The organism is Mycobacterium sp., assembly GCF_965229265.1.
In the GTDB taxonomy this organism is placed as follows: domain Bacteria; phylum Actinomycetota; class Actinomycetes; order Mycobacteriales; family Mycobacteriaceae; genus Mycobacterium.
Genome location: NZ_CBDDIY010000010.1, coordinates 113,511 through 134,613 on the forward strand (window position 1 = coordinate 113,511; position 21,103 = coordinate 134,613).

Consider the following 21,103-nt stretch of genomic DNA (forward strand, 5'->3'; position numbering starts at 1 on the left):
GACTATGCTGAGGCGTCGTGACTAGACGCGGCAAGATTGTCTGTACCCTCGGCCCGGCCACCAGCACCGATGAATCGGTCAAAGCTCTGGTCGACGCCGGCATGGATGTCGCCCGCCTGAACTTCAGCCATGGCGACTACGTCGACCACGAAGCCGCGTATGTGCGGGTGCGCAAGGCGTCGGATTCCACCGGTCGGGCCGTCGGCATCCTGGCCGATCTGCAGGGCCCGAAGATCCGGTTGGGCCGCTTCGCCGAGGGGCCCACCTACTGGGCCAACGGCGAGACGGTGCGCATTACCGTCGAGGAGTGCGTAGGCACCCATGACCGGGTGTCGACCACCTACAAGCACCTGGCCAAGGACGCCCAGCCCGGCGACCGGCTGCTGGTCGACGACGGCAAGGTCGCCCTGATCGTCGAGCACATCGATGGCGACGACGTGGTGTGCACCGTCACCGAGGGCGGCCCGGTCAGCAACAACAAGGGTCTGTCCCTGCCGGGCATGAACGTCTCGGTGCCGGCGCTGTCGGAGAAGGACATCGAGGACCTGGAGTTTGCGCTGCGTCTCGGCGTCGACCTGGTGGCGCTGTCCTTCGTCCGTTCGCCGGCCGATGCCGAACTGGTCCACGAGGTGATGGACCGGGTCGGGCGGCGGGTCCCGGTGATCGCCAAGCTGGAGAAGCCGGAGGCGATCGACAACCTCGAGGCGATCGTGCTGGCCTTCGATGCCGTGATGGTGGCCCGCGGTGACCTGGGCGTGGAGCTGCCGCTCGAGGAGGTGCCGCTGGTGCAGAAGCGGGCCATCCAGATGGCCCGGGAGAACGCCAAGCCGGTGATCGTGGCGACCCAGATGCTCGAGTCGATGATCGAGAATTCCCGGCCGACCCGGGCTGAGGCATCCGACGTCGCCAACGCCGTGCTCGACGGGGCCGACGCGGTGATGCTGTCGGGGGAGACCTCGGTGGGCAAGTTCCCGCTGGAGGCGGTGCGCACGATGGCCCGAATCATCTCCGCGGTCGAGGAGAATTCGACGGCCGCGCCGCCGCTGACGCACGTGCCCCGCACCAAGCGCGGCGTCATCTCCTACGCCGCCCGCGACATCGGCGAGCGGCTCGACGCCAAGGCGCTGGTGGCCTTCACCCAGTCCGGCGACACCGTGAAGCGGCTGGCCCGGCTGCATACCCCGCTGCCGCTGCTGGCGTTCACGGCGCTGCCCGAGGTGCGCAGCCAGCTCGCGCTGACCTGGGGAACCGAGACGTTCATCGTTCCGCACATGAAGCAGACCGACGACATGATCCGACAGGTCGACCACTCGCTGCTGGAGCTGGGCCGCTACAAGCGGGGCGACCTGGTGGTCATCGTCGCGGGCGCGCCGCCGGGCACAGTAGGCTCGACGAACCTGATTCACGTCCACCGAATCGGCGAGGACGACCACTAAGGGAGAGACGGCACGTGGCCAAAGCGGATCTCGACGACCTGCTGGCCATTCTCGACCTTTCCCCGATCGGCGACGACCTGTTCGCCGGCGCCCATCCCCGCAAGAACCCGGTCCGCACCTTCGGCGGCCAGCTGATGGCGCAGGCCTACGTCGCGGCGACCCGCACCCTGGTGCACGACCTGCCGCCCAGCGCGCTGTCGGTGCACTTCATCGCCGGCGGTGACCCGACCGCCGACATCGAGTTCCATGTGGTGCGGCTGCGCGACGAGCGGCGCTTCGCCAACCGCCGCGTCGACGCGATACAGGACGGCAAGCTGCTGGCCACCGCGCTGGTGTCCTACCTGTCCGCCGGCAAGGGCCTCGAGCACAACATCGCGATGCCCGAACTGCCCGGCCCGGAGGCCCTACCGACCATCGACGAGCTGCTCACCGGCTACGAGGATGTGGTGCCCGGGTTCGTGAATGCGCTGCGGCCGATCCAGTGGCGCTACACAAACGACCCGGCCTGGGTGATGCGCGACAAGGGCGGCCGGCTGGCGCACAACCGGGTGTGGCTCACCGCCGACGGGCCGATGCCGGCCGACCCGACACTGCACACCGCGGCGATGATCTACTCCTCGGACACCACCGTGCTGGACTCGATCATCACCACCCACGGGCTGTCCTGGGGGTGGGACCGGATCTTCGCGGTCACCGTCAATCACTCGGTGTGGTTTCACCGGCAGGTCGACTTCGCCGACTGGGTGCTCTATTCGACCAGCTCCCCGGTCGCCGCCGAGTCGCGTGGGCTGGGCACCGGCCACTTCTTCGACCCGGCCGGCCGCGTGGTGGCCACCGTGGTGCAGGAAGGAATCGTCAAGCACTTCCCGGGCAACGGCTGAGGTCGGGCGTAGGGTTTTCCCATGACCGAACGGCCGGTCGAGGTGGCCTACCACGTGCGGGCGCGGGAACGGGTCGTGATGCACGTCGACAGCCTGGCTGCGCGCTGGGTGGGCGCACTGGCCCTGCTCATTGCGGCCAGCTGGCTGACCGTGCTGGTGGCCCGTTCACACCACCACGCGAACTGGGAGGCTGATGGCCGGCTGGCCTGGTCGCTGACAGTCCTGGGCGCCGTGGCGTTGATCTCGCGGGGCATCTTCCTGGGCCGGCCCGTCACCGCCGCGCACGCGATCGCCGCCGGCGGGGCCGTGCTGGCCGGTCTCGCCGCCCACATCCTGGCCTTCGACGCGGCTGGCAACATCCTGATCGCCTCCTCGGGTCTGGCCTTGATGTGGCCGACGACGGCGCGGCCGCAGCCAGGGCTGCTGCCCCAGGTGTGGGAGCTGGTGAAGGTGACGAGTGGCGATCCGGTGGCGCCGTTCGCGATGCAGATGTTGAAGAGTTACTTTTTCACCGCCGACGGCGCCGCGGCCATCGCCTACCGCACCCGGCTGGGGTACGCCGTGGTCAGCGGAGACCCGATCGGCGACGACAGTCGATTCGACGACGTGGTCGGCGACTTCGTCGCGATGTGCCACACCCGCGGGTGGCGGGTGGTCGTCCTGGGGTGCAGCCAGCGTCGGCTGGGACTGTGGCGGGATCCGGAGGTGATCGGGCAGACGCTACGACCGGTTCCGATCGGCCGTGACGTGGTGATCGACGTGCCGGCGTTCGACATGGTGGGCAGGAGGTTCCGCAACCTGCGCCAGGCGGTGCAGCGGACCCGTAACTTCGGCATCACCACCGAGGTCGTCGCCGAACAGGAACTCGACGACGAGCGCCTCGCCGAGCTGACCGACGTGTTGTTGTCTTCGGCGAAGGGGTCGCGCACCGAGCGGGGCTTCTCGATGATCCTCGACGGCACGCTGACCGGCCGGTACCCCGGGATCTTGCTGATCCTGGCCCGGGACAGGGCCGGTCGCCTCCAGGGCTTCCATCGCTACGCGGTGGCCGGTGGTGGCAGCGATATCACCCTCGACGTCCCCTGGCGGCGCCGCGGCGCCCCGAACGGGATCGATGAACGGCTCTCCGTCGACATGATCCATGCGATGAGAGAGGTTGGCGCGCAACGTCTCTCGCTGGCCTTCGCCGCATTCCCGGAGATCTTCAACGACAAGAATCGCGGCCTGGTTCGCAGCTTCTTCTACGAGGTGATCCACCTGGGGGATTCACTGATCGCGCTGGAGTCGCTGTATCGATACCTGCGCAAGTTCCATGCCCTCGGCGACCGCCGCTATGTGCTGCTGCCGTTGGCGCAGGTGCTTCCGTTGTTGGTCGTCCTGTTGTCGCTGGAGTTCCTGCCGCGCAAACGGCAGCTGCCCGAACTTACGGCGTCGGCGTCAGGGTGACGCTGAACCGGTTCTCGACGGACTGCTTGAACCGGTCGGCGCACTGCTGGATCTCGGACTGATTCTGGCCGGCCTTCTGCAGGCAGTCGATGTAGTCACCGGCGCCCACTTCCTTGAACACGCCGACCCAGACCGCGATGAAGGCAAGCCCGACGATCATGGCCACGAAGCCGAGAATGACCCCAGCCAGGGCAACGCCACCGTTGTTGGCCTCACCTCGCTTGACCCGGCTACGCCCGGCGAAGCCAATCACTACGGCCGCGATGCCCAGCACGATGCCGCCGACCACCGAGAACGATGACAGCAGTGCGACGACGGCGATCACCAGGGCGGTGACGCCAAGGCCATTGCGCGGCGCGGACGGCGGCGCATAGCCGTAGCCGCCATAGGGTTGCGGCGGTGGCGGCGGATAGCCGCCGGGGTAGGCGCCCGTGGGGTACGGGTAGGGGTAGGGCGCCTGGGGTTGGGGAGGGGTGGGCTGCTGAGGTGCCTGCTCTGGGGGCTCAGTCATGACGTGCACGTTACCCGGCGTTGTCGATCGATAGTCGCCGACAGGCGATGTCCCGACCGAGTTGGTGGGTGGCGACGACGACGGAACGCGCCGGGGACAGCAGCCCGTGCGTGCCGTCGAGCAGGGCGCTCAGCACCCGATGCCCGTCGGCGGCGTCGAGATGTTCGGTCGGTTCGTCGAGCAGCACGATGGGCGCGGGGGATAACAGCACCCGGGCCAGCAGCAGCCGCCGGCGCTGGCCCGCTGACACGGCGGCCGCACCGCCAAGCAGGACCGTGCTCAATCCGTCGGGAAGGCTCCGCAGCCACCCGTCCAGGCCTACCACGGCGAGCACGTGGGTGAGTTCCGCCTCGGAGCAGTCGCCGCGGGCGACCAGCAGATTGTCCCGGACGGTGGTGCTGAACAGGTGGGCATCTTCAGCGAAATAGCAGATGGCGCTGCGCAATTCGGATTCGTTCAACGAGGTGGTTGGCATTCCGTCGAGGCTGATCTCGCCGCTGATCGATGGGAGCAGGCCAGCCAGGGTCATCAGCAGTGCGGTCTTGCCCGCCCCGCTGGGTCCGGTGATCGCCAGCCGGCCCCCGGGCTCGAGGCGCACGGTGATCGGGGGGCCCGCCGCGCCGCCCGGGTAGCCGGCGCGCACCTGCTCGGCGTGCAACGCCGGTGCGCTGGGCGGGGTCGCGATGGTGACGGCGGCCGACGGCGTGGCCACGGCCGGCACGAGGTCCACCAGCCGGGTCGCCGCGATGCGGGCCCGGGTCAGGGCGACCGCGGCCGCGGGCAGGGTGGCGACGGCTTCGAAAGCCGACAGCGGCAACAACATCAGCACCGCCAGCGTGGTCGGGGCGGTGTGCGCGGCGATACCGATCCCGACGACGACAGCTCCGATGACGCTGGCCCCCACGGCCAGGGTCGGCACGGCGGTAGCCGCCGCCGCCGGGGCTGCCGCGCGGTCGATCGCGTGGCCCCACTCCCGTTGCCGTTGCTCTGCTTCGGTGATCAACCCCGGCAGCCGCCCGGCGACGCGGAGTTCGGCGGCATGCTCGAGAGCCGTGACGGCGGCGATGTCCCGCTGTGATTGGAGTTGGCGGGCAACGGCTTCGGCTGCCCGCACCGCCCGGGCGGCTAGCCACGGTGCCAGACCGCCCGCGATCAGCAGGCACACCGCCAGCACTACCGCGGCGGCGGGGGAGATGAGGGCGATGACCGCGGTCGCGGCGACGCCCAGCACCCCGGCGACCCCGATCGGGACGAGCGCGCGGACCAGGACGTCGGCCAGGGTGTCGACGTCGGTACCGACCCGGGCGAGCAGGTCGCCGCTGTGTAGGCGCGCCGTGACCGAGGCGGGCCCGTGCGCCAGCCGGTGGTAGATCTCACTGCGGGCGCTGGCCGCCGCCCGCAGTGCGGTGTCGTGGGACGCCAGCCGTTCGCAGTAGCCGAGCACGCCGCGGGAGATGCCGAACGTCCGGACCGCCACGACGGCCACCGACAGGTCCAGGACGGGCGGCATCTGCCAGGCCCGGGTGATCAACCAGGCCGATACTCCGGCCAGGGCCAGTGCGCTGCCCAGCGACAGCGCGCCGAGCGCGACGGCCAGCAGCAGCCGGGGCAGCCGGGGCCGCAGCAAGGGCAGTGCAACCCGCAACCCGTCAGAGGCCGGCATGGTGGGCGGCCTCCACCGCGATGACGTCATCGGCGATCTGCACCACGCTGTCGCGGTGGGCGACCACCACAACTGTGGCCCCGGCCGCTGCACGCTCGCGGATAGCATGCAGCACAACACGTTCCGTGGATTCGTCGAGGTGCGAGGTGGGCTCGTCGAGCAGCAGTACCGGCGCCCGGGAGCCGAGGACACGGGCCAGGCCGAGCCGCTGGCGCTGTCCCAGCGATAAACCCGTCCCGCCGCGGCCCAGGGCGGTGTCGAGACCGTCGGGCAGGGTGGCGATCACCTCGGCGAAACCGGCCGCGCGGCAGGCGCCGTCGCGATCGGCGAGCGGGCCGAACAACGCCAGGTTCTCGGCGACGGTGCCCGGGATGATCACCGGGCGCTGGGCCAGCCAGGACAGCTGCTGCCACCACGCCGCCCGCTCCAGGTCGGCGATGTCGACGCCGTCGACCGTGACCCGGCCGGCGGTGGGGGTGACCAGACCAGCGATCGTGAGCAGCGTCGTGGTCTTGCCGGCACCGTTAGCGCCGGTGAGCACGGTGACCCGGCCGGGCAGCAGCCGGCCGGATAAGTCCGTCGGTGACATGCCGTCGCGCCCTGCGACGCACAGCCCGTCGAGCACGATCACCGCTCCTGCGGCCTCGACAGTGCGGATGCCCGCCGGAGGTTCGGGATTCTGTTCGATCAGCGAGAATGCCTTGTCGGAGGCTGCTTTTCCGTTCTGCGCGGCGTGGAATTCCACACCCACCCGGCGCAACGGCCAGAACACGTCGGGGGCCAGCAGCAGCACGGTCAGCCCGGCAGCCAGACTGATCTCACCGAACACCAGCCGCAGGCCGATGCTGACGGCCACCAACGCCACGCCGAGGGTGGCGATGAGCTCGAGAACGAGTGCCGAGAGGAATGCGATGCGCAGCGTGGCCATCGCCGAACGGCGATGGGCGGCGCTGAGTTTGGCTATCCGCTCGGCCGGCCCGTCGGCTCGGCCCAAGGCTCGTAGCGTAGGGATCCCGGCGATGAGGTCCAGCAGGCGGGCCTGCAGTGTGGTCATCGCCTCCAGCGCGGCCGCTGAGCGGTCGGCGGTGGCCAGGCCGATCAACACCATGAAGATCGGGATGAGCGGCAGCGCGATCACCACGATCAGCGCCGACTCGATGTCGTTGACGGCGATGACTAGTACGGTGGCCGGGGTCAGGATCGCCGCCAGGAACAGTGCAGGCAGGTAGGCGGTGAAGTAGGGGCGCAGTCCGTCGAGCCCGGAGGTCACCACGGTCACCGCGTCGTCACGGCGGGTGCTCTGCACCGGGGGCGCCAAGGCGGTCACGGTGCGCAGCACCTGACCGCTCAGGTCGGCGATCACCGCGCTGGCCCCGCGCTGGCCCAGCCGGCCCTGCTGCCACTGGGTCAGCGCCCGAAGGATCCACAGCGCGGTCAGAATCACCAGTTGGGTGCGCCAATGGCCGAGGCTGCGGGTGGCCGGTTCGGTGATAACCCCGGCGACCAGGTGGCCCAGCACCACAGCGCCGGCGATGGCGCAGCCGGCGATGAGCGTGCCGCAGGCCACCGTGGCGATCAGGTAGCGGCGCACCGCGGCGGACGCATGCCACAGCCGCGGGTCCAGCGGGCCCGACCGGCGTGCGTCCCCGGCGCTCAGGGCACGCGCCTGGGCGGCAGACCGATCGACGGCGGGATCGACTCGGCGAAGATCCGCTTGCGGAACACCCAGTACGTCCAGGCCTGGTACACCAGGACGAGGGGAGTGAATATGGCTGCGGCCCAGGTCATCACCTTGAGCGTATACGGGCTGGAGGATCCGTTGTAGATCGTCAGGTTGTAGGCCGGGTCGATGGTGGAGGGCACCAGGTTGGGGTACAGCGAGCCGAACAGCAGGATGACCACCGCGGCGATGACCACCGTGGTCGACAGGAACGCCCACCCTTCCCGCGTGCCACCGGCCGCGGCGACCGCGGCCAACTGCGCGATCACCGCGACCGCCAGCACCGCCCACGTCCAGGACGTGCCGTGCGCCAGCTGGGTCCACAGACCGAACCCGGCCACCAGGACGGTGGCGGGAAGGGCCAGCAGGCGGGTCAGCCGGACCGCGTCGGTGCGCACCGCGCCGCCGGTCTTGAGCGCCAAGAACACCGCGCCGTGGAAGGCGAACAGGGCACAGGTGGCCAGCCCGCCGAGCAGGGTGTAGGGGTTGAGGACATCGGTGATCGACAGGCCCACGACGTTCTTGTCCGGACCGACCGGTAGCCCGTTGACCAGGATGGCGAATGCCACGCCCCACAGAATCGCGGGCAGCCACGAGCCGACGGCAATACCGATGTCACACCAGTTGCGCCACTTCGGGTCGTCGATCTTGCCCCGCCATTCGATCGCGACGATCCGGGCGATCATCGCCAGCAGGATGACCAGCAGCGGCAGGTACAGCGTCGAGAACACGGTGGCATACCAGTGCGGGAAGGCCGCGAACATGGCGCCACCGGCGGTGATCAGCCACACCTCGTTGCCGTCCCACACCGGTCCGATGGTGTTGAGCACCGCCCGGCGGTGAGTCTCCGCATCGCCCTTGCCCATTCGCCCCAGCCAGTGCATGAGCATGCCGACGCCGAAGTCGAAGCCCTCCAGGACAAAGAAGCCCAGGAACAGCACCCCAACGAGGATGAACCAGATCTGTTGCAATCCCATGATCACAAGCTCCTCAGTAGGCGAAGGACAGGGGCGCGACCTCGTCGTCGCGCGGCGGAGTGGGCGGCGCCGGCTCGGAGTCGTGTTCCTGCGGTCCGGCGATCACGTAGCGGCGGATCAGGTAGAACCAGATCACCGCGAGCACGGCGTAGATCAACGTGAACGAGATCAGCGAGACCCAGACCAGGGCGGGCCCGTGCAGCGAGACGCCCTGGCGCACCGTGAGCCTGACCAGCTGGTCACCGTCGGGGTTGGGGGCGACCACCCACGGCTGGCGGCCCATCTCGGTGAACACCCAACCGGCCATCGAGGCCAGGAACGGCGTGGGGATCGTCCACAACGCGAATCGGGAGAACCAGCGCTTTTCGGGCGTCCGGCCGCCGCGGGTCAGCCACAGCGTGGTCAGAGCGAACAGCAACGGGATGGCCAACAGGCCGATCATCGCGCGAAACGACCAGTAGGTGACGAACAGGTTCGGCACGTACCACTCCGGGCCGAACTTCTGCTCGTATTGCTGCTGAAGGTCTTTGGCGCCTTTCAGCGTGACACCGCTGAACTTGCCCTCGGCCAGGAACGGCAGCACGTAGGGCACTTCGATGACCCGGGTGATGCTGTCGCAGTTGTTGTGGGTGCCGACGGTCAGCACGGAGAACTTCGGATCGGTTTCGGTGTGGCACAGCGATTCGGCCGCGGCCATCTTCATCGGCTGCTGATGGAACATCAGCTTGCCCTGGACGTCGCCGGTGAAGAACAGCGCCACGCAGGCGGCCAGCGCCACTACCGAGCCGAGGATAGCGCCGGGGCGGTACAGGCTCGCGGCGTCGGGGGTGCCCTTGGCGCGCACAATCCACCACGCGCACACCGCGGCGACGAATGTCGCGGCGGTGAGGAACGACGCGGCGACGGCGTGCCAGAAGGCCGCAACCCCAGTGTTATTGGTGAACAGCTCGGTGATGCTCTGCAGTTCGGCGCGCCCGGTCGCCGGGTTGAACCGGGTGCCGACTGGATGCTGCATGAACGAATTCGCGGTGATGATGAAGAACGCCGACAGGTTGACCGCCAGCGCCACCAGCCAGATCGACGTCAGGTGCAGCCATTTCGGCAGCCGGGTCCAGCCGAAGATCCACAGCCCGATGAAGGTGGACTCCAGGAAGAAGGCGACCAGACCCTCCAGGGCCAGCGGGGCGCCGAAGACGTCGCCGACGAAGCGCGAGTATTCACTCCAGTTCATCCCGAACTGGAATTCCTGCACGATGCCGGTGGCGACGCCGATGGCGAAGTTGATCAGGAACACCTTCCCGAAGAACTTCGTCATGCGGTACCAGGCCGGGTTGTCGGTCACCACCCAGATCGTCTGCATGACGGCGATCAGCGGGGCCAATCCGATCGTCAGCGGAACGAAAATGAAGTGGTAGAGGGTCGTGATTCCGAATTGCCACCGGGACACGTCAAGAGCACTCATACCAGCACACCCCAAAAAGACGGAAAGGCGTGGATCGCCTATCTACGACAGAGTGTAGTAGCGATCCACGCCGTTTCCGCTAGGGGCTTTCGGCCTGTGTGACCAGAGTCAACCGGACTAAACGGCGCCGATCCGGTCGGTGAGGTTCTTGGACGCCTTGCGGATTCCGAACGCCGACACGATCTCGAAGACGCCGATCACGATCAGCCAGACGCCGACCACGATGGTCAGGGTGGCCAGCGATGGGAACGGCGAAGCCAGCACGACGATGCCGGCGATCAGGCTGATGATGCCGACGAAGATCTCCCAGCCGCGCCCCGGGGTGTCCGGATCGCTGATCGCCGACACGGCGGTGGCCACGCCCCGGAAGATGAAGCCGATGCCGATCCAGATGGCCAGCAGCAGGATCGAGTTCTCGATGCTGCGGAAGCACAGCACCGCCAGGATCAGCGAGGCCGCGCCGCTGATGAACAGCAGAACCCGGCCGCCGGCCGAGACGTGCAAGGTGAACGCATGGAACACCTGTGAGATGCCCGTCACCAACAGGTAGGCGCCGAAGAAGATCGCGGCCACCAAGATCGAGATACCCGGCCAGGCGAGCACCAGGACGCCGAGGACGAGCGACAGGATTCCCGACAGCAGGACCGACTTCCACAAGTGTGGCAACAGGGGTGGAGCAGAGGTAGTGGTCATGGCGGAGAGTGTTTCACAGCGGGCTGGCGAGTTGCGGTACTTGGGCAGTTCAGCAGTGGAATTCGGGCTTACTGATGGTCGTCCTTGATATGCCCGGCGACCGAGAGCCGGTAGATCAGGGTGATCAGTCCGAAAATCAGCAGGGCCGCGATCAGATCGGACCATTGGAACGGATAGACGGCCCCGTCGATGGAGAGCACCATGACGGTTTCGACGAGCGCGAAGAACACGAAGAACAGGAAGATGTACAGCCGGGCGGTCGAGCGGTGCAGCTGGGTGCGCCGTACTTCGACCATCAGGCTCAGCAGCAGCACCGGCAGAACCTGTGCCAGGGTGGCGGCCGTCGGGCCGTCCATTACGACGAAGTGGAATCTGCTCAGATCAGGCATGGCGGGCCACGTTAGACGCTCGCACCTGTGGATCCGCTGCCAGATGGTTACGCTCCGACTACTGTTCCGTTACCGGTAGTACAAAACCCGGACCAGGCCATTAGTTTCGGGCAAGACAGCCCGGATGCCGTCGAGAGAAAGAGGCAACAGTGCTTACTGGATGTCAAGACCGTCGTGGGGTGCACCTCTGGTGGCGTGCCGCCGGCGTTATCGCGGTCGCCGGTGCGTTGACGCTGTCGGGCTGCAGCAGCAAGAGTGAGACCAGCGCGGGTCCGTCGACCTCGACCACCGCGGCCAAGGCCGAGAAGGTCGACGAGATCGCGGCCACCGTTCCTGACGACATCAAGAAGTCGGGCAAACTGATCGTCGGGGTGAACATCCCCTACGCCCCCAACGAGTTCAAAGACTCCAGCGGCAAGATTGTCGGCTTCGACGTGGACCTGATGAACGCCATCGCCTCCACGCTCGGGCTGACCGCCGAGTACCGCGAATCCGACTTCGCCAAGATCATCCCGTCCATCCAGGGCGGCACCTACAACGTCGGCATGTCGTCGTTCACCGACACCAAGGAGCGCCAGGCTTCGGTCGACTTCGTCGACTACTTCAACGCCGGCATCCTGTGGGCACAGCGGCCGGGCTCACCGATCGACCCGAGCAACGCCTGCGGCAAGAAGGTGGCCGTGCAGGCCACCACCACCGAGGAGACCGACGAGCTGCCCGCCAAGAGCAAGGCGTGCACCGATGCCGGCAAGCCGGCGATCGAGATCCTGAAGTTCGACGGCCAGGACGCCGCCACCAACGCGGTGGTGCTCGGCCAGGCCGACGCGATGTCGGCGGATTCGCCGGTGACGGCCTACGCCATCAAGCAGAGCAACGGCAAGCTGGAGGCTGCTGGTGAGATCAGCGACGCGGCACCGTACGGCTGGCCGGTGGCCAAGGGCTCGCCGCTGGCGCAGTCGTTGGAGAAGGCACTGCAGCACCTCATCGACACCGGTGACTACAAGACCATCGCTGCCAACTGGGGTGTCGAAGCGGGCATGATCAACAAGCCGGTCATCAACGGAGCGACCAGCTAACCACTATGACTGTTGACGAGTCGGCCCCGCCCATCAGCCCGGCACCCATTGACGCGGTCCCGTTGCGTCACCCCTGGCGGTGGGTGGGGGCGGCCGTCATCGTCACCTTGGTCGGGCTGTTCATCTATGGGGCAGCCACCAACCCGGCCTACGGCTGGTCGACCTACGGCGAGTACCTGTTCAACGACCGCATCATGCTGGGTGTCTTCAACACCCTGCAGCTGACGATCTACGCGATGCTGCTCGGCGTCGTGCTCGGCGTGATCCTGTCGGTGATGCGGCTGTCGCCCAACCCGGTGTTCTCCTGGGTGGCCTGGGCGTTCCTGTGGATCTTCCGCGGCACCCCGGTGTACGTACAGCTGGTGTTCTGGGGGCTGATCCCGACCATCTACCAGAACATCCAGCTCGGAATACCGTTCGGGCCGTCGTTCTTCCACCTCAATCTGCAGAGTCTGTCGATCCCGTTCCTGCTGGCGGTCGTCGGCCTCGGGCTCAACGAAGCCGCGTACATGGCCGAGATCATCCGGGCCGGCATCACCTCGGTTCCCGAAGGCCAGTCCGAGGCCTCGACCGCACTGGGCATGTCGTGGGGAATGACCATGCGGCGCACCGTGCTTCCGCAGGCGATGCGGGTGATCATCCCGCCCACCGGCAACGAACTCATCAGCATGCTGAAGACCACGTCGCTGGTGACCGCGGTGCCCTATTCCTATGACCTGTACAGCATCGCCTCGCGGGAGATCGCCGCGCGGACCTTCGAGCCCGTCCCGCTGCTGTTGGTCGCGGCGACCTGGTATCTGGTCGTCACCAGCGTGCTGATGGTCGGCCAGTATTACCTCGAAAAGTACTTCTCCCGCGGCATCTCCAGGAAGCTGACGTCCAAGCAGCTGGAGGCGCTGGCCAAGGCGCAGACCGGTACGGAGGCAGGACACGTATGACAGAGCCGATGGTGCGCGCCGAGCGCGTGTGCAAGGACTTCGGGGCGCTGTCGGTGTTGAAAGGCGTGACGCTGACGGTGGATCGGGGTCAGGTCCTGGTCCTCGTCGGACCGTCGGGCTCCGGCAAGTCGACATTCCTGCGGTGCATCAACCACCTCGAGAATGTCAGTGCCGGAAGGCTTTACGTCGACGGCGACCTGATCGGCTACCGCGAGCGCAACGACAAGCTCTACGAGATGCCACCGCGCGAAGCGGCCAAGCAACGCCGCAACATCGGGATGGTGTTCCAGCATTTCAACCTGTTCCCACACCGCACCGCAGTGGACAACATCATCGAGGCCCCGATTCACGTCAAGGGGGTCAAGAAGGCCGCCGCCCTGGAGCGGGCGCGTGATCTGCTCAACCAGGTCGGCCTCTCGGACAAGGCCGATGCCTATCCGGCGCAGCTGTCCGGTGGGCAGCAGCAGCGGGTGGCGATCGCGCGGGCGCTGGCGATGGATCCCAAGCTCATGCTGTTCGACGAACCCACCTCCGCGCTGGATCCCGAACTGGTCGGCGAGGTGCTGGGCGTGATGAAGAAGCTCGCCAGTGAGGGCATGACCATGGTCGTGGTGACGCACGAGATGGGGTTTGCTCGCGAGGTTGCCGACCAGTTGGTGTTCATGGACGGCGGGGTGATCGTCGAGAGCGGCGCGCCCCGGGAAGTCCTGAGCAATCCGCAGCACGACCGTACCAAGGCGTTCCTGTCGAAAGTCATGTAGCGCAGCGTGGCGTCCACCGCGGACCCGACGACGCCGCTATGGCGTGCGGCGCAGATCTTCCGGCTGCTCAGCTACGCCTACGCGGTCTACTTCCAGATCACCCGCAACGCTGAGCTCACCAGGCCCGGACTGGGCTGGGTGCTCTTCGGCGTGCTCAGCGGGTGGACGCTGCTGTGCGCGCTGGCCTACCTGCAGGGTTTCGGGCGCCGGGCCGGCTGGGTGGTCGCCGAGATCGCCGTGGCGTTGGCCCTGATGCTGAGCACCCAACTGGTGGCCAGCGACGCCTGGGTCGCCGACAACCAGTCGCTACCGACCACGTTGTGGGCGACGAACGCGACAATCTCGGCGGCGATACTGCTCGGACCGGTCGGTGGGATGGCGGCGGGTGCGGCGGTGGTGGCCACCGCCGCGGCGTTGAAGGGGCACGTCAACCTTGACCTGGGTCGCAACGCCTCGATCGTCATCGAACTGGCGGTGGGGCTGGCGGTCGGCATGGCCGCCCAGACCGCGCGACGCGCACACGCCGAACTGGAACGGGCGGCGCGCCTTACGGCGACCATTGAGGAACGGGAGCGCCTCTCCCGGCAGGTGCACGACGGCGTCGTCCAGGTGCTCGCGCTGGTGGCCAAGCGGGGCCGCGAATTAGGCGGGGAGGCAGCCGAACTCGGAACCCTGGCCGGCGAGCAGGAGCGGGCGCTGCGGCGGCTCATTTCCGGCCCGGGCCCCGACATCGGACCCGGCGCGGTCGACCTGCGCACGCTGCTGGCGCGGCGGGAAACCGACCGGGTATCGCTGAGTCTGCCCGGAACGGCAGTGCAGCTGGATGCTGCGGCGGCGGCCGAACTCGACGCCGCGGTGGGCAATGCGCTGGACAACGTGGTCGCACACGCCGGCCCACACGCGCGCGCTTTCGTGCTCCTCGAGGACCTCGGCCATACCGTCACGGTCACCGTCCGCGACGATGGCGTCGGAATCCCGGCCGGCCGGCTGGAGCAAGCTCTTGGCGAGGGGCGAGTGGGGATATCGAAATCGATTGTGGGACGGTTGCGTTCGCTGGGGGGACAGGCCACGTTATCCACCGATGCGGGCGGCACGGAGTGGGAGATGAGCGTTCCGAAGGGGGCCGGCGGTGGCTGAGCCGACCAGGGTGATGGTGGTCGACGACCACCCGATCTGGCGGGACGCCGTCGCTCGTGACCTGGCTGCCGACGGCTTCGAGGTGGTCGCCACGGCCGACGGTGTTGCCTCGGCCCGCCGCCGAGCCGCTGTGGTGCAGCCCGCGGTCGTGCTGATGGACATGCGACTCGGAGACGGTGACGGGGCGCGGGCGACGGCGCAAATCCTGGCGGTGTCCCCGGCGACACGGGTGCTGGTGTTGTCGGCCTCCGGTGAGCGCGACGACGTCCTGGACGCGGTCAAGGCGGGTGCCAGTGGATACCTGGTCAAGAGCGCGTCGCGGGAGGAACTGACCGAGGCGGTGCGCGCCACCGCCGCCGGCCGGGCGGTGTTCACCCCGGGGTTGGCCGGGCTGGTGTTGGGGGAGTATCGGCGCATCGCCAAGGACCCCGGCGGCGCCGCACCGAGCCTGACCGACCGCGAGACGGAGGTATTGCGTTATGTGGCAAAGGGTTTGACGGCCAAGCAGATCGCCGCCAAACTGTCGCTGAGTCATCGTACGGTGGAGAACCACGTGCAGGCGACGCTGCGCAAACTGCAGGTGGCCAACAGGGTCGAGTTGGCGCGCTACGCGATCGAACACGGGCTCGACGACCAGCCATAGTCGAGTAGTACTACTCATCCGCACCGCCGCCGCCATGGCAACGATGGACGGATGACTGATTCGCACCGGGCCGCGCTGGCCCGGCTCGCCCAGGAATTCGCCGCCGTGTCGGCGCAGATGGCCCGCATCTCCGCGGCTTTCGCCGAGCTCGACGCTGTCTCGGCGCCCGCGCCGCCCCAGCCGGCCATGCCGTACTGGCCGCCACCCCCGCCTCCGCCCTGGCCGCGACCGGCGCCGGTCCCGCCACCGCCGAAGTCGGTGGTGGCGCGGGACCCGGACCGGGGCTGGATCGGCAAGGCGCTGGCGGTGGCCGGGGTGGCCGTCACGCTCATCGGGGTGGTGCTGCTGCTGGTGCTCGCCGCGCAGGCGGGTCTACTGCGGCCCGAACTGCGGGTGAGTGCCGGCGCGCTGTTGGCGGGGTCGCTGGTCGGTGTCGGAGTCTGGTTGCAGGCTCGGCCCGGCGGGCGGGTCGGCGCGATCGCCCTGAGCGCCACCGGCATCGCCGCGGCCTACATCGACATCATGGCGGTGGCGACGATCTACCACTGGGTGGCCCCCGTCGTCGCCCTGGTGATCGGCGCGCTCGTGGGCGGGGCCGGCCTGAGTCTGGCCCGGCGCTGGGACTCCCAGCAGCTGGCGGTCCTGGCGCTGGTGCCGCTGGCGGTGCTCGCACCGGCGATCACCGACGGCGTCACGCTGCTGCTCATCGGATTCATGACCGTGCTGTCGGCGGCGGCGCTGCCGGTGCAGATCGGTCGGGACTGGCTCGGGATGCACGCGGCGCGAACGGCGGCGGTGACGCTGCCGCTGCTGCTCGCGCTGGTAGTCGCCCACTTCGGATCCGCCGAGGACACCTGGCTGCTCGGCGCTGCCACCGGGGTGGCGGCGCTGCTGGCCGTCACCGGCGCGCTGGTGGTGCTGCGGTCGACCACCAACCGGCCGGGGATCGCGTTGGTGACCGTCGGCGGGGTGGCGCCGGTGCTGGTTGCGGGGATCGCGGCCGATCGGTGGCTGGCCGCGCTGCTGGCGGCCGCGCTTTCGGTGTCGCTGCTGGCGATCGTGCTGCTGTCGGATCGGCTGCCCGGGGTACCCGGGGTCGTGGCCCAGGTGTTCTCGGCAACCTCCGCGGTGGCTGCCCTGCTGGCGATCACGGCGGCGTTTCGCGGCCAGCTGGCCACCCCGGTGCTGCTGGCCGTGGCCGCCGTGGTAGCGGTCACAGCCCGCAAGGACACCGTTGGCCGTTGGGCGGCAACAGGTTTGGGATCGGTCGGTGCCGTGATGTTCGTCGGCCAAGCCCCGCCCGGTCTGCTGGCCTTCGGCACCGAACTGCGCGTCGCGACAGCGGTGTCGACGTTGGCCGCCAGCGTGCTGCTAATGGGCTGGGCCGGCGTGGTGGCATGGGCGTGGGCTGGCACCGAACCCGGTGCGGTGTGGGCGGGCGCGGGACTGCTCGCGGTGTACGCGGTGACCGCGTTCACGGTCACCGCCGGTGTGTTGCTCGGCGGTCCCGACGACGGGTTCCTGGCCGGACACATGGCTGCCACGATCTGCTGGATCGCGATCGCCGCGGCGCTGTTTGCCGCAGCGCTGCGTACCCGGCGCAGCGACCTGCAGGCTGGACCGATCGCGGCGGGTCTGGTGCTGACTGCGGCGGCGATGGTCAAGCTGTTCCTGTTCGACCTGGGCACCCTCGACGGCATCTTCCGGGTGGGTGCATTCATCGTCGTCGGCCTGATCCTGCTGGCAATGGGCACCGGCTACGCCCGCAGCCTGGCCGCCAGGCGTGATGTCTAGCGAGTTGGACTCTCGACCCGCCCAGTCTCTTCCTGGGCGGGTCGGGCTTTGTCCGGGGCGGGCGTCGGCCTGCGGCCCACCAGATACCAGGTGCGCATGATCCCTTTGCCCTTGACCTCGACATCGCCGCGCTCTTCAAGCACGAAGCCGTCCCGCAGCCGTTCGTAGACGTCCTGGGGTACCTGGATGCGGCCTTCCGGGTCGGTGGACTCCATCCGTGAGGCGACGTTGACCGCGTCGCCCCACACGTCGTAGAAGAAGCGGCGGGCGCCTACGACCCCGGCGACCACCGGTCCTGAGGCCATCCCCATCCGCAGCGGTACCGGCTGGCCGTTGGGATCGCGCAGGTCGCGCACCGCACGGCTCATGTCGAGGGCGAGGTTCGCCAGGGCCTCGACGTGATCGGGCCGCTGCTGTGGCACTCCGCTGACCACCATGTAGGAGTCGCCGGTGGTCTTGATCTTCTCCAGTGCGTGCTTGTCGACGAGCCGGTCGAAGGTGGTGTAGAGCCGGTCCAGGAACCGCACCAGCTCCGCCGGCGGGATCTGGCTGGCCCGCTCGGTGAACCCGGCGATGTCGGCGAACAGGATCGAGGCGTCGTCGTAGCGGTCGGCGATCACCCCGCGGGCCGGGTCCTTGAGGCGGGCGGCGATGCTGGCGGGCAGGATGTTGGCCAGCAGCGCCTCGGAGCGCTTGTACTCGACCTCCATCGCCGCCTCGGCGCGGGACACCTCACGCATCGCGTACCAGACCGTGGCGAACACCAGCACGCATGAGGACACCGTGGTGATGACGAAACCGGCGTTGACCAGCCAGCGAGGTTGGATCCCGGTGTCGCCGGGCACCAGGAACTGCGAGGCGATGGTCAGCCCGGCGCCGATCGCGACCACCGAGGACGCCATCACGATGTGCTCGACGCCGAGCACCAGCACGGCCAGCGACGCCGATACCAGGTAATAGAACTGGATTCCCGCGTCGGTGCCGACCTGCCAGCCGACGATGGTCAGGGACAAAAACGCGACGAAGACGAAGGCCAGGGAGGCGATGATCTCGCCGAAGCGGTGCAGCAGCGGGATCGCCACGAAGATGGCGGCGGTTCCCACATTGATCAGTCCGATCGACAGCAGCCGCTGGTCGGCCACCAGCTGCATGATCCCCACCAGGGCGGTGACGACGGCGGCGATGGCCGCAGCGATGTTGAGGACCCGCTGGCGGCGGGTAACCGATTCGGCCCAATGCTGGTTGCGGGCCGGTGGGCGCCGCTGCATGCGCTCACAGTCCGATCGCCGGAACGGCCCTTCAGGCGGTACCGGACCAGCGCATTTCCGCATGGTCCCCACCTTGGCAGCCTATCGGTTGGCTGCCAGCACCGATAGCATCTCGTAGCCGACGTGGGCGGCGGCGATCCCGGTGATCTCGGCGTGGTCGTAGGCCGGGGCCACCTCGACGATGTCGGCGCCGACCACGTTCAACCCCACCAGCCCGCGCAGGGTGTTGAGCAGCTCGCGAGAAGTGAGCCCGCCGGCCTCGGGGGTTCCGGTGCCCGGGGCGTGCGCTGGGTCCAGTACGTCGATGTCGATCGAGACGTACACCGGCCCGCCGGCGAGCCGTTTACGCATCCGCTCGACAATGCTTGCGACACCATCGAATTCGTAGTCGTCGGAACGGATGACCTGGAAGCCCAGCACGGCATCGTCCTCGAGGTCGGTCTTGCTGTACAGCGGCCCGCGGATCCCCATGTGCAGTGAGCGCTCCATGTCGATCAGGCCTTCTTCGCTGGCTCGCCGGAACGGGGTGCCGTGGGTGTAGGGCGCACCGAAATACGTGTCCCAGGTGTCGAGGTGGGCATCGAAATGCAGAACCGCGACGGGGCCGTGGTCGCGGGACAGGGAACGCAGAATCGGCAGGGCGATGGTGTGGTCACCGCCGATGGTCAGCACCGTCGACCCGTCCTTGCGCAGGTCGGTCATGGCGGTGTCGATGGTGTCGATGGCCTCGTCGAGGTTGAACGGGTTGACCGCGATGTCTCCGCAATCGGCTACCTGCTGGACCGTGAACGGCTCGACGCCGAGTGCGGGATTGAAGGGTCGCAGCAGTTTGGAGGCCGCGCGCACGTGCGAGGGGCCGAACCGGGCGCCGGGTCGGTAGGACACCCCACTGTCGAACGGCACACCGACGATGCGGACGTCGGCGCCGGGGACCTCCGAGATGCGGGGCAGCCGGGCGAATGTCGACGGCTCGGTGTAACGCGGGTACTTGGTCGCGTCGACGGGTCCGACGATGTCGGATGTCATTGTTCCTCCTGGGCAACGGGGTGGGCGATCGCGGGCCTCAATCATCGCCGGTGTGCGGGTCCCGTCCAGGGTGCGGACAGCGCGATGTCATGACCGGACATCCCCGCGCCCGCGGGGTTAGCCTGCAGGAGTGACCCGCATCGCGTGTGCCCAGATCGACCCCACTATCGGCGATGTCGACGGCAACCTGGAGCGCTCCGCCGATGCCGTCGCCGAGGCCGTCGCCCAGGGTGCCCAGATCGTGGTGCTGCCTGAGTTGACGACCTCGGGCTACATGCTCGCCGACGCCGAGGAGGCCAGATCGGTCGCGCTGAGGCCTGCGGATGCGGCCTTCGAGGCGTGGCGGTCGGCCGCCGGTGACGCGATCGTCGTCGGCGGGTTCTGTGAACTCGGCGACGACGGCCTGATCTACAACAGCGCCCTCGCCCTGGACCGTGACGGTGTGCTCGCCACCTACCGCAAAACACATCTGTGGGACCGCGAGAAGCTGATCTTCACCCGCGGCGACAAACTGCCGCAGGTGCTGAGGACCCGATACGGCGCGATCGCGATCATGGTCTGTTACGACCTGGAGTTCGGCGAGGTGACCCGGCGGGTCGCGCTCGACGGTGCCGAGCTGATCGTCGCGCCGGTCAACTGGCCCCTGTTCCCGCGGCCCGAGGGGGAGCGGCCCGGCGAGGTGATCACCGCCATGTCCACCGCCCGGCTGAACCGGATCGCGGTCGCGGTGTGCGACCGGGCCGGGGTGGAGCGCGGACAGCCGTGGACCGAGGGCAGCGTGATCGTCGATCCTGATGGCTGGGTGGTGTCGGCCGCCGGCCCGGGACCCGGCCTGGCCATCGCCGACGTCGACCTGTCCGCCACCCACGACAAGACGCTCACCGAACTCGTCGACCTGTTCTCCGACCGCCGCGTGGACCTCTACTGAGCACCCGATGGCACCTCGAGGCATTCGACTCTGGCACGCGGCAGCGCTGACCGCGCTGTTCTTCGGTGCCGTGCTGCTGGCCGGCCTGGGCATCGCCGCCAGCGCCTCCGGCACGCCATCGTGCACCAACGTCAGCCCGAACACCACGGTCTGCCAGAGCCCGGGCAACGCGCAGATCACCACCTCGCCCGGCACCATCGCCACCCCCAACTGGGGCTGGCCGTTCTGGGGTGGTGGCCTGATCATCTCGATCGGCGGCTGATCGCCCCGGGCGCACGGTGACCATTTGCCCTACCGACGGGTTTGCCTGAACGCTATGCTCCGCCTTTTGGGCGATGGTTGGGTGGTCGGGCA

Annotated in this window: 20 protein-coding genes; 11 read left to right on the plus strand and 9 right to left on the minus strand. The window is 68.4% G+C overall.

Annotated features, from left to right (window positions below; all coding sequences use genetic code 11):
* Positions 1 to 17 precede the first annotated feature (17 nt).
* Genes pyk through ADBZ9K_RS02755 form a run of 3 tightly spaced genes read left to right on the plus strand, consistent with a single transcriptional unit; the run spans position 18 to position 3,763 of the window.
* A complete protein-coding gene (gene pyk, locus ADBZ9K_RS02745) occupies positions 18 to 1,436 on the plus strand; it encodes a pyruvate kinase (protein WP_526618353.1) in 1,419 nt (472 codons plus the stop codon).
* 14 nt (positions 1,437 to 1,450) lie between these two features.
* A complete protein-coding gene (locus ADBZ9K_RS02750; RefSeq protein ID WP_526618355.1) occupies positions 1,451 to 2,317 on the plus strand; it encodes an acyl-CoA thioesterase in 867 nt (288 codons plus the stop codon).
* A 21-nt stretch (positions 2,318 to 2,338) separates the two neighbouring features.
* Positions 2,339 to 3,763, plus strand: a complete 1,425-nt coding sequence (locus ADBZ9K_RS02755) for a phosphatidylglycerol lysyltransferase domain-containing protein (protein ID WP_526618356.1) — start codon at positions 2,339 to 2,341, stop codon at positions 3,761 to 3,763.
* Here the strand turns inward: ADBZ9K_RS02755 and ADBZ9K_RS02760 are convergent.
* The 7 genes from ADBZ9K_RS02760 to ADBZ9K_RS02790 all read right to left on the minus strand — a co-directional run bounded on the left by ADBZ9K_RS02760 (position 3,741) and on the right by ADBZ9K_RS02790 (position 11,178).
* Positions 3,741 to 4,274: a DUF4190 domain-containing protein gene (locus ADBZ9K_RS02760; RefSeq protein ID WP_526618358.1), complete on the minus strand. Its 534-nt coding sequence runs from the start codon at positions 4,272 to 4,274 to the stop codon at positions 3,741 to 3,743. The genes ADBZ9K_RS02755 and ADBZ9K_RS02760 overlap by 23 nt on opposite strands.
* A 10-nt stretch (positions 4,275 to 4,284) precedes the next feature.
* Positions 4,285 to 5,937, minus strand: a complete 1,653-nt coding sequence (cydC, locus tag ADBZ9K_RS02765; protein ID WP_526618359.1) for a thiol reductant ABC exporter subunit CydC — start codon at positions 5,935 to 5,937, stop codon at positions 4,285 to 4,287.
* Positions 5,924 to 7,504 carry a thiol reductant ABC exporter subunit CydD gene (gene cydD, locus ADBZ9K_RS02770; RefSeq protein WP_526620675.1) on the minus strand — a complete coding sequence of 527 codons (1,581 nt, stop codon included), beginning with the start codon at positions 7,502 to 7,504 and terminating at the stop codon, positions 5,924 to 5,926. The genes cydC and cydD overlap by 14 nt, the downstream gene beginning before the upstream one ends.
* A gap of 86 nt (positions 7,505 to 7,590) precedes the next feature.
* Positions 7,591 to 8,634 carry a cytochrome d ubiquinol oxidase subunit II gene (cydB, locus tag ADBZ9K_RS02775; protein WP_526618360.1) on the minus strand — a complete coding sequence of 348 codons (1,044 nt, stop codon included), beginning with the start codon at positions 8,632 to 8,634 and terminating at the stop codon, positions 7,591 to 7,593.
* Positions 8,635 to 8,647: 13 nt separating this feature from the next.
* Positions 8,648 to 10,096 (minus strand): cytochrome ubiquinol oxidase subunit I, encoded by a 1,449-nt coding sequence (locus tag ADBZ9K_RS02780; protein WP_526618361.1) that lies wholly within the window; start codon positions 10,094 to 10,096, stop codon positions 8,648 to 8,650.
* A 117-nt stretch (positions 10,097 to 10,213) separates the two neighbouring features.
* A complete protein-coding gene (locus ADBZ9K_RS02785) occupies positions 10,214 to 10,789 on the minus strand; it encodes an HdeD family acid-resistance protein (protein ID WP_526618364.1) in 576 nt (191 codons plus the stop codon).
* A gap of 68 nt (positions 10,790 to 10,857) precedes the next feature.
* A complete protein-coding gene (locus ADBZ9K_RS02790; RefSeq protein WP_526618365.1) occupies positions 10,858 to 11,178 on the minus strand; it encodes a hypothetical protein in 321 nt (106 codons plus the stop codon).
* 149 nt (positions 11,179 to 11,327) lie between these two features.
* Between ADBZ9K_RS02790 and ADBZ9K_RS02795 the strand changes: the two genes are divergently transcribed.
* Genes ADBZ9K_RS02795 through ADBZ9K_RS02820 form a run of 6 tightly spaced genes read left to right on the plus strand, consistent with a single transcriptional unit; the run spans position 11,328 to position 17,527 of the window.
* On the plus strand, positions 11,328 to 12,254 hold the full coding sequence (locus ADBZ9K_RS02795) for an ABC transporter substrate-binding protein (RefSeq protein WP_526618367.1): 927 nt from the start codon (positions 11,328 to 11,330) through the stop codon (positions 12,252 to 12,254).
* Between the two features lie 5 nt (positions 12,255 to 12,259).
* The gene (locus ADBZ9K_RS02800) at positions 12,260 to 13,192 is read left to right on the plus strand and encodes an amino acid ABC transporter permease (protein WP_526618369.1); all 933 of its coding nucleotides are present in this window, start codon (positions 12,260 to 12,262) and stop codon (positions 13,190 to 13,192) included.
* Positions 13,189 to 13,953: an amino acid ABC transporter ATP-binding protein gene (locus ADBZ9K_RS02805; RefSeq protein WP_526618370.1), complete on the plus strand. Its 765-nt coding sequence runs from the start codon at positions 13,189 to 13,191 to the stop codon at positions 13,951 to 13,953. Before ADBZ9K_RS02800 ends, ADBZ9K_RS02805 begins: the two co-directional genes overlap by 4 nt.
* Positions 13,954 to 13,959: 6 nt before the next feature.
* Positions 13,960 to 15,090 carry a MacS family sensor histidine kinase gene (gene macS, locus ADBZ9K_RS02810; protein ID WP_526618372.1) on the plus strand — a complete coding sequence of 377 codons (1,131 nt, stop codon included), beginning with the start codon at positions 13,960 to 13,962 and terminating at the stop codon, positions 15,088 to 15,090.
* A gap of 13 nt (positions 15,091 to 15,103) precedes the next feature.
* The gene (locus ADBZ9K_RS02815) at positions 15,104 to 15,733 is read left to right on the plus strand and encodes a response regulator transcription factor (protein WP_526620677.1); all 630 of its coding nucleotides are present in this window, start codon (positions 15,104 to 15,106) and stop codon (positions 15,731 to 15,733) included.
* 51 nt (positions 15,734 to 15,784) lie between these two features.
* Positions 15,785 to 17,527 carry a DUF2339 domain-containing protein gene (locus ADBZ9K_RS02820; RefSeq protein ID WP_526618373.1) on the plus strand — a complete coding sequence of 581 codons (1,743 nt, stop codon included), beginning with the start codon at positions 15,785 to 15,787 and terminating at the stop codon, positions 17,525 to 17,527.
* Here ADBZ9K_RS02820 and ADBZ9K_RS02825 read toward each other — a convergent pair.
* Positions 17,524 to 18,795: an adenylate/guanylate cyclase domain-containing protein gene (locus ADBZ9K_RS02825; protein ID WP_526618375.1), complete on the minus strand. Its 1,272-nt coding sequence runs from the start codon at positions 18,793 to 18,795 to the stop codon at positions 17,524 to 17,526. The genes ADBZ9K_RS02820 and ADBZ9K_RS02825 overlap by 4 nt on opposite strands.
* Positions 18,796 to 18,876: 81 nt before the next feature.
* Positions 18,877 to 19,821 carry an agmatinase gene (gene speB, locus ADBZ9K_RS02830; RefSeq protein WP_526618377.1) on the minus strand — a complete coding sequence of 315 codons (945 nt, stop codon included), beginning with the start codon at positions 19,819 to 19,821 and terminating at the stop codon, positions 18,877 to 18,879.
* A gap of 130 nt (positions 19,822 to 19,951) precedes the next feature.
* Between speB and ADBZ9K_RS02835 the strand changes: the two genes are divergently transcribed.
* Both ADBZ9K_RS02835 and ADBZ9K_RS02840 read left to right on the plus strand, forming a co-directional pair.
* Positions 19,952 to 20,749 (plus strand): nitrilase-related carbon-nitrogen hydrolase, encoded by a 798-nt coding sequence (locus ADBZ9K_RS02835; RefSeq protein ID WP_526618379.1) that lies wholly within the window; start codon positions 19,952 to 19,954, stop codon positions 20,747 to 20,749.
* A gap of 7 nt (positions 20,750 to 20,756) precedes the next feature.
* A complete protein-coding gene (locus ADBZ9K_RS02840) occupies positions 20,757 to 21,011 on the plus strand; it encodes a hypothetical protein (RefSeq protein WP_526618381.1) in 255 nt (84 codons plus the stop codon).
* Positions 21,012 to 21,103: the final 92 nt, after the last annotated feature.

Coding starts and splice junctions, on each gene's coding strand:
- ADBZ9K_RS02800 (WP_526618369.1), top strand. CDS start 12,260: ATGACTGTTGACGAGTCGGCCCCGCCCATCAGCCCGGCACCCATTGAC.
- ADBZ9K_RS02805 (WP_526618370.1), top strand. CDS start 13,189: ATGACAGAGCCGATGGTGCGCGCCGAGCGCGTGTGCAAGGACTTCGGG.
- ADBZ9K_RS02780 (WP_526618361.1), bottom strand. CDS start 10,096: ATGAGTGCTCTTGACGTGTCCCGGTGGCAATTCGGAATCACGACCCTC.
- ADBZ9K_RS02790 (WP_526618365.1), bottom strand. CDS start 11,178: ATGCCTGATCTGAGCAGATTCCACTTCGTCGTAATGGACGGCCCGACG.
- ADBZ9K_RS02755 (WP_526618356.1), top strand. CDS start 2,339: ATGACCGAACGGCCGGTCGAGGTGGCCTACCACGTGCGGGCGCGGGAA.
- speB (WP_526618377.1), bottom strand. CDS start 19,821: ATGACATCCGACATCGTCGGACCCGTCGACGCGACCAAGTACCCGCGT.
- ADBZ9K_RS02840 (WP_526618381.1), top strand. CDS start 20,757: ATGGCACCTCGAGGCATTCGACTCTGGCACGCGGCAGCGCTGACCGCG.
- ADBZ9K_RS02820 (WP_526618373.1), top strand. CDS start 15,785: ATGACTGATTCGCACCGGGCCGCGCTGGCCCGGCTCGCCCAGGAATTC.
- ADBZ9K_RS02815 (WP_526620677.1), top strand. CDS start 15,104: ATGGTGGTCGACGACCACCCGATCTGGCGGGACGCCGTCGCTCGTGAC.
- ADBZ9K_RS02760 (WP_526618358.1), bottom strand. CDS start 4,274: ATGACTGAGCCCCCAGAGCAGGCACCTCAGCAGCCCACCCCTCCCCAA.
- cydB (WP_526618360.1), bottom strand. CDS start 8,634: ATGGGATTGCAACAGATCTGGTTCATCCTCGTTGGGGTGCTGTTCCTG.
- cydC (WP_526618359.1), bottom strand. CDS start 5,937: ATGCCGGCCTCTGACGGGTTGCGGGTTGCACTGCCCTTGCTGCGGCCC.
- ADBZ9K_RS02785 (WP_526618364.1), bottom strand. CDS start 10,789: ATGACCACTACCTCTGCTCCACCCCTGTTGCCACACTTGTGGAAGTCG.
- ADBZ9K_RS02825 (WP_526618375.1), bottom strand. CDS start 18,795: ATGCAGCGGCGCCCACCGGCCCGCAACCAGCATTGGGCCGAATCGGTT.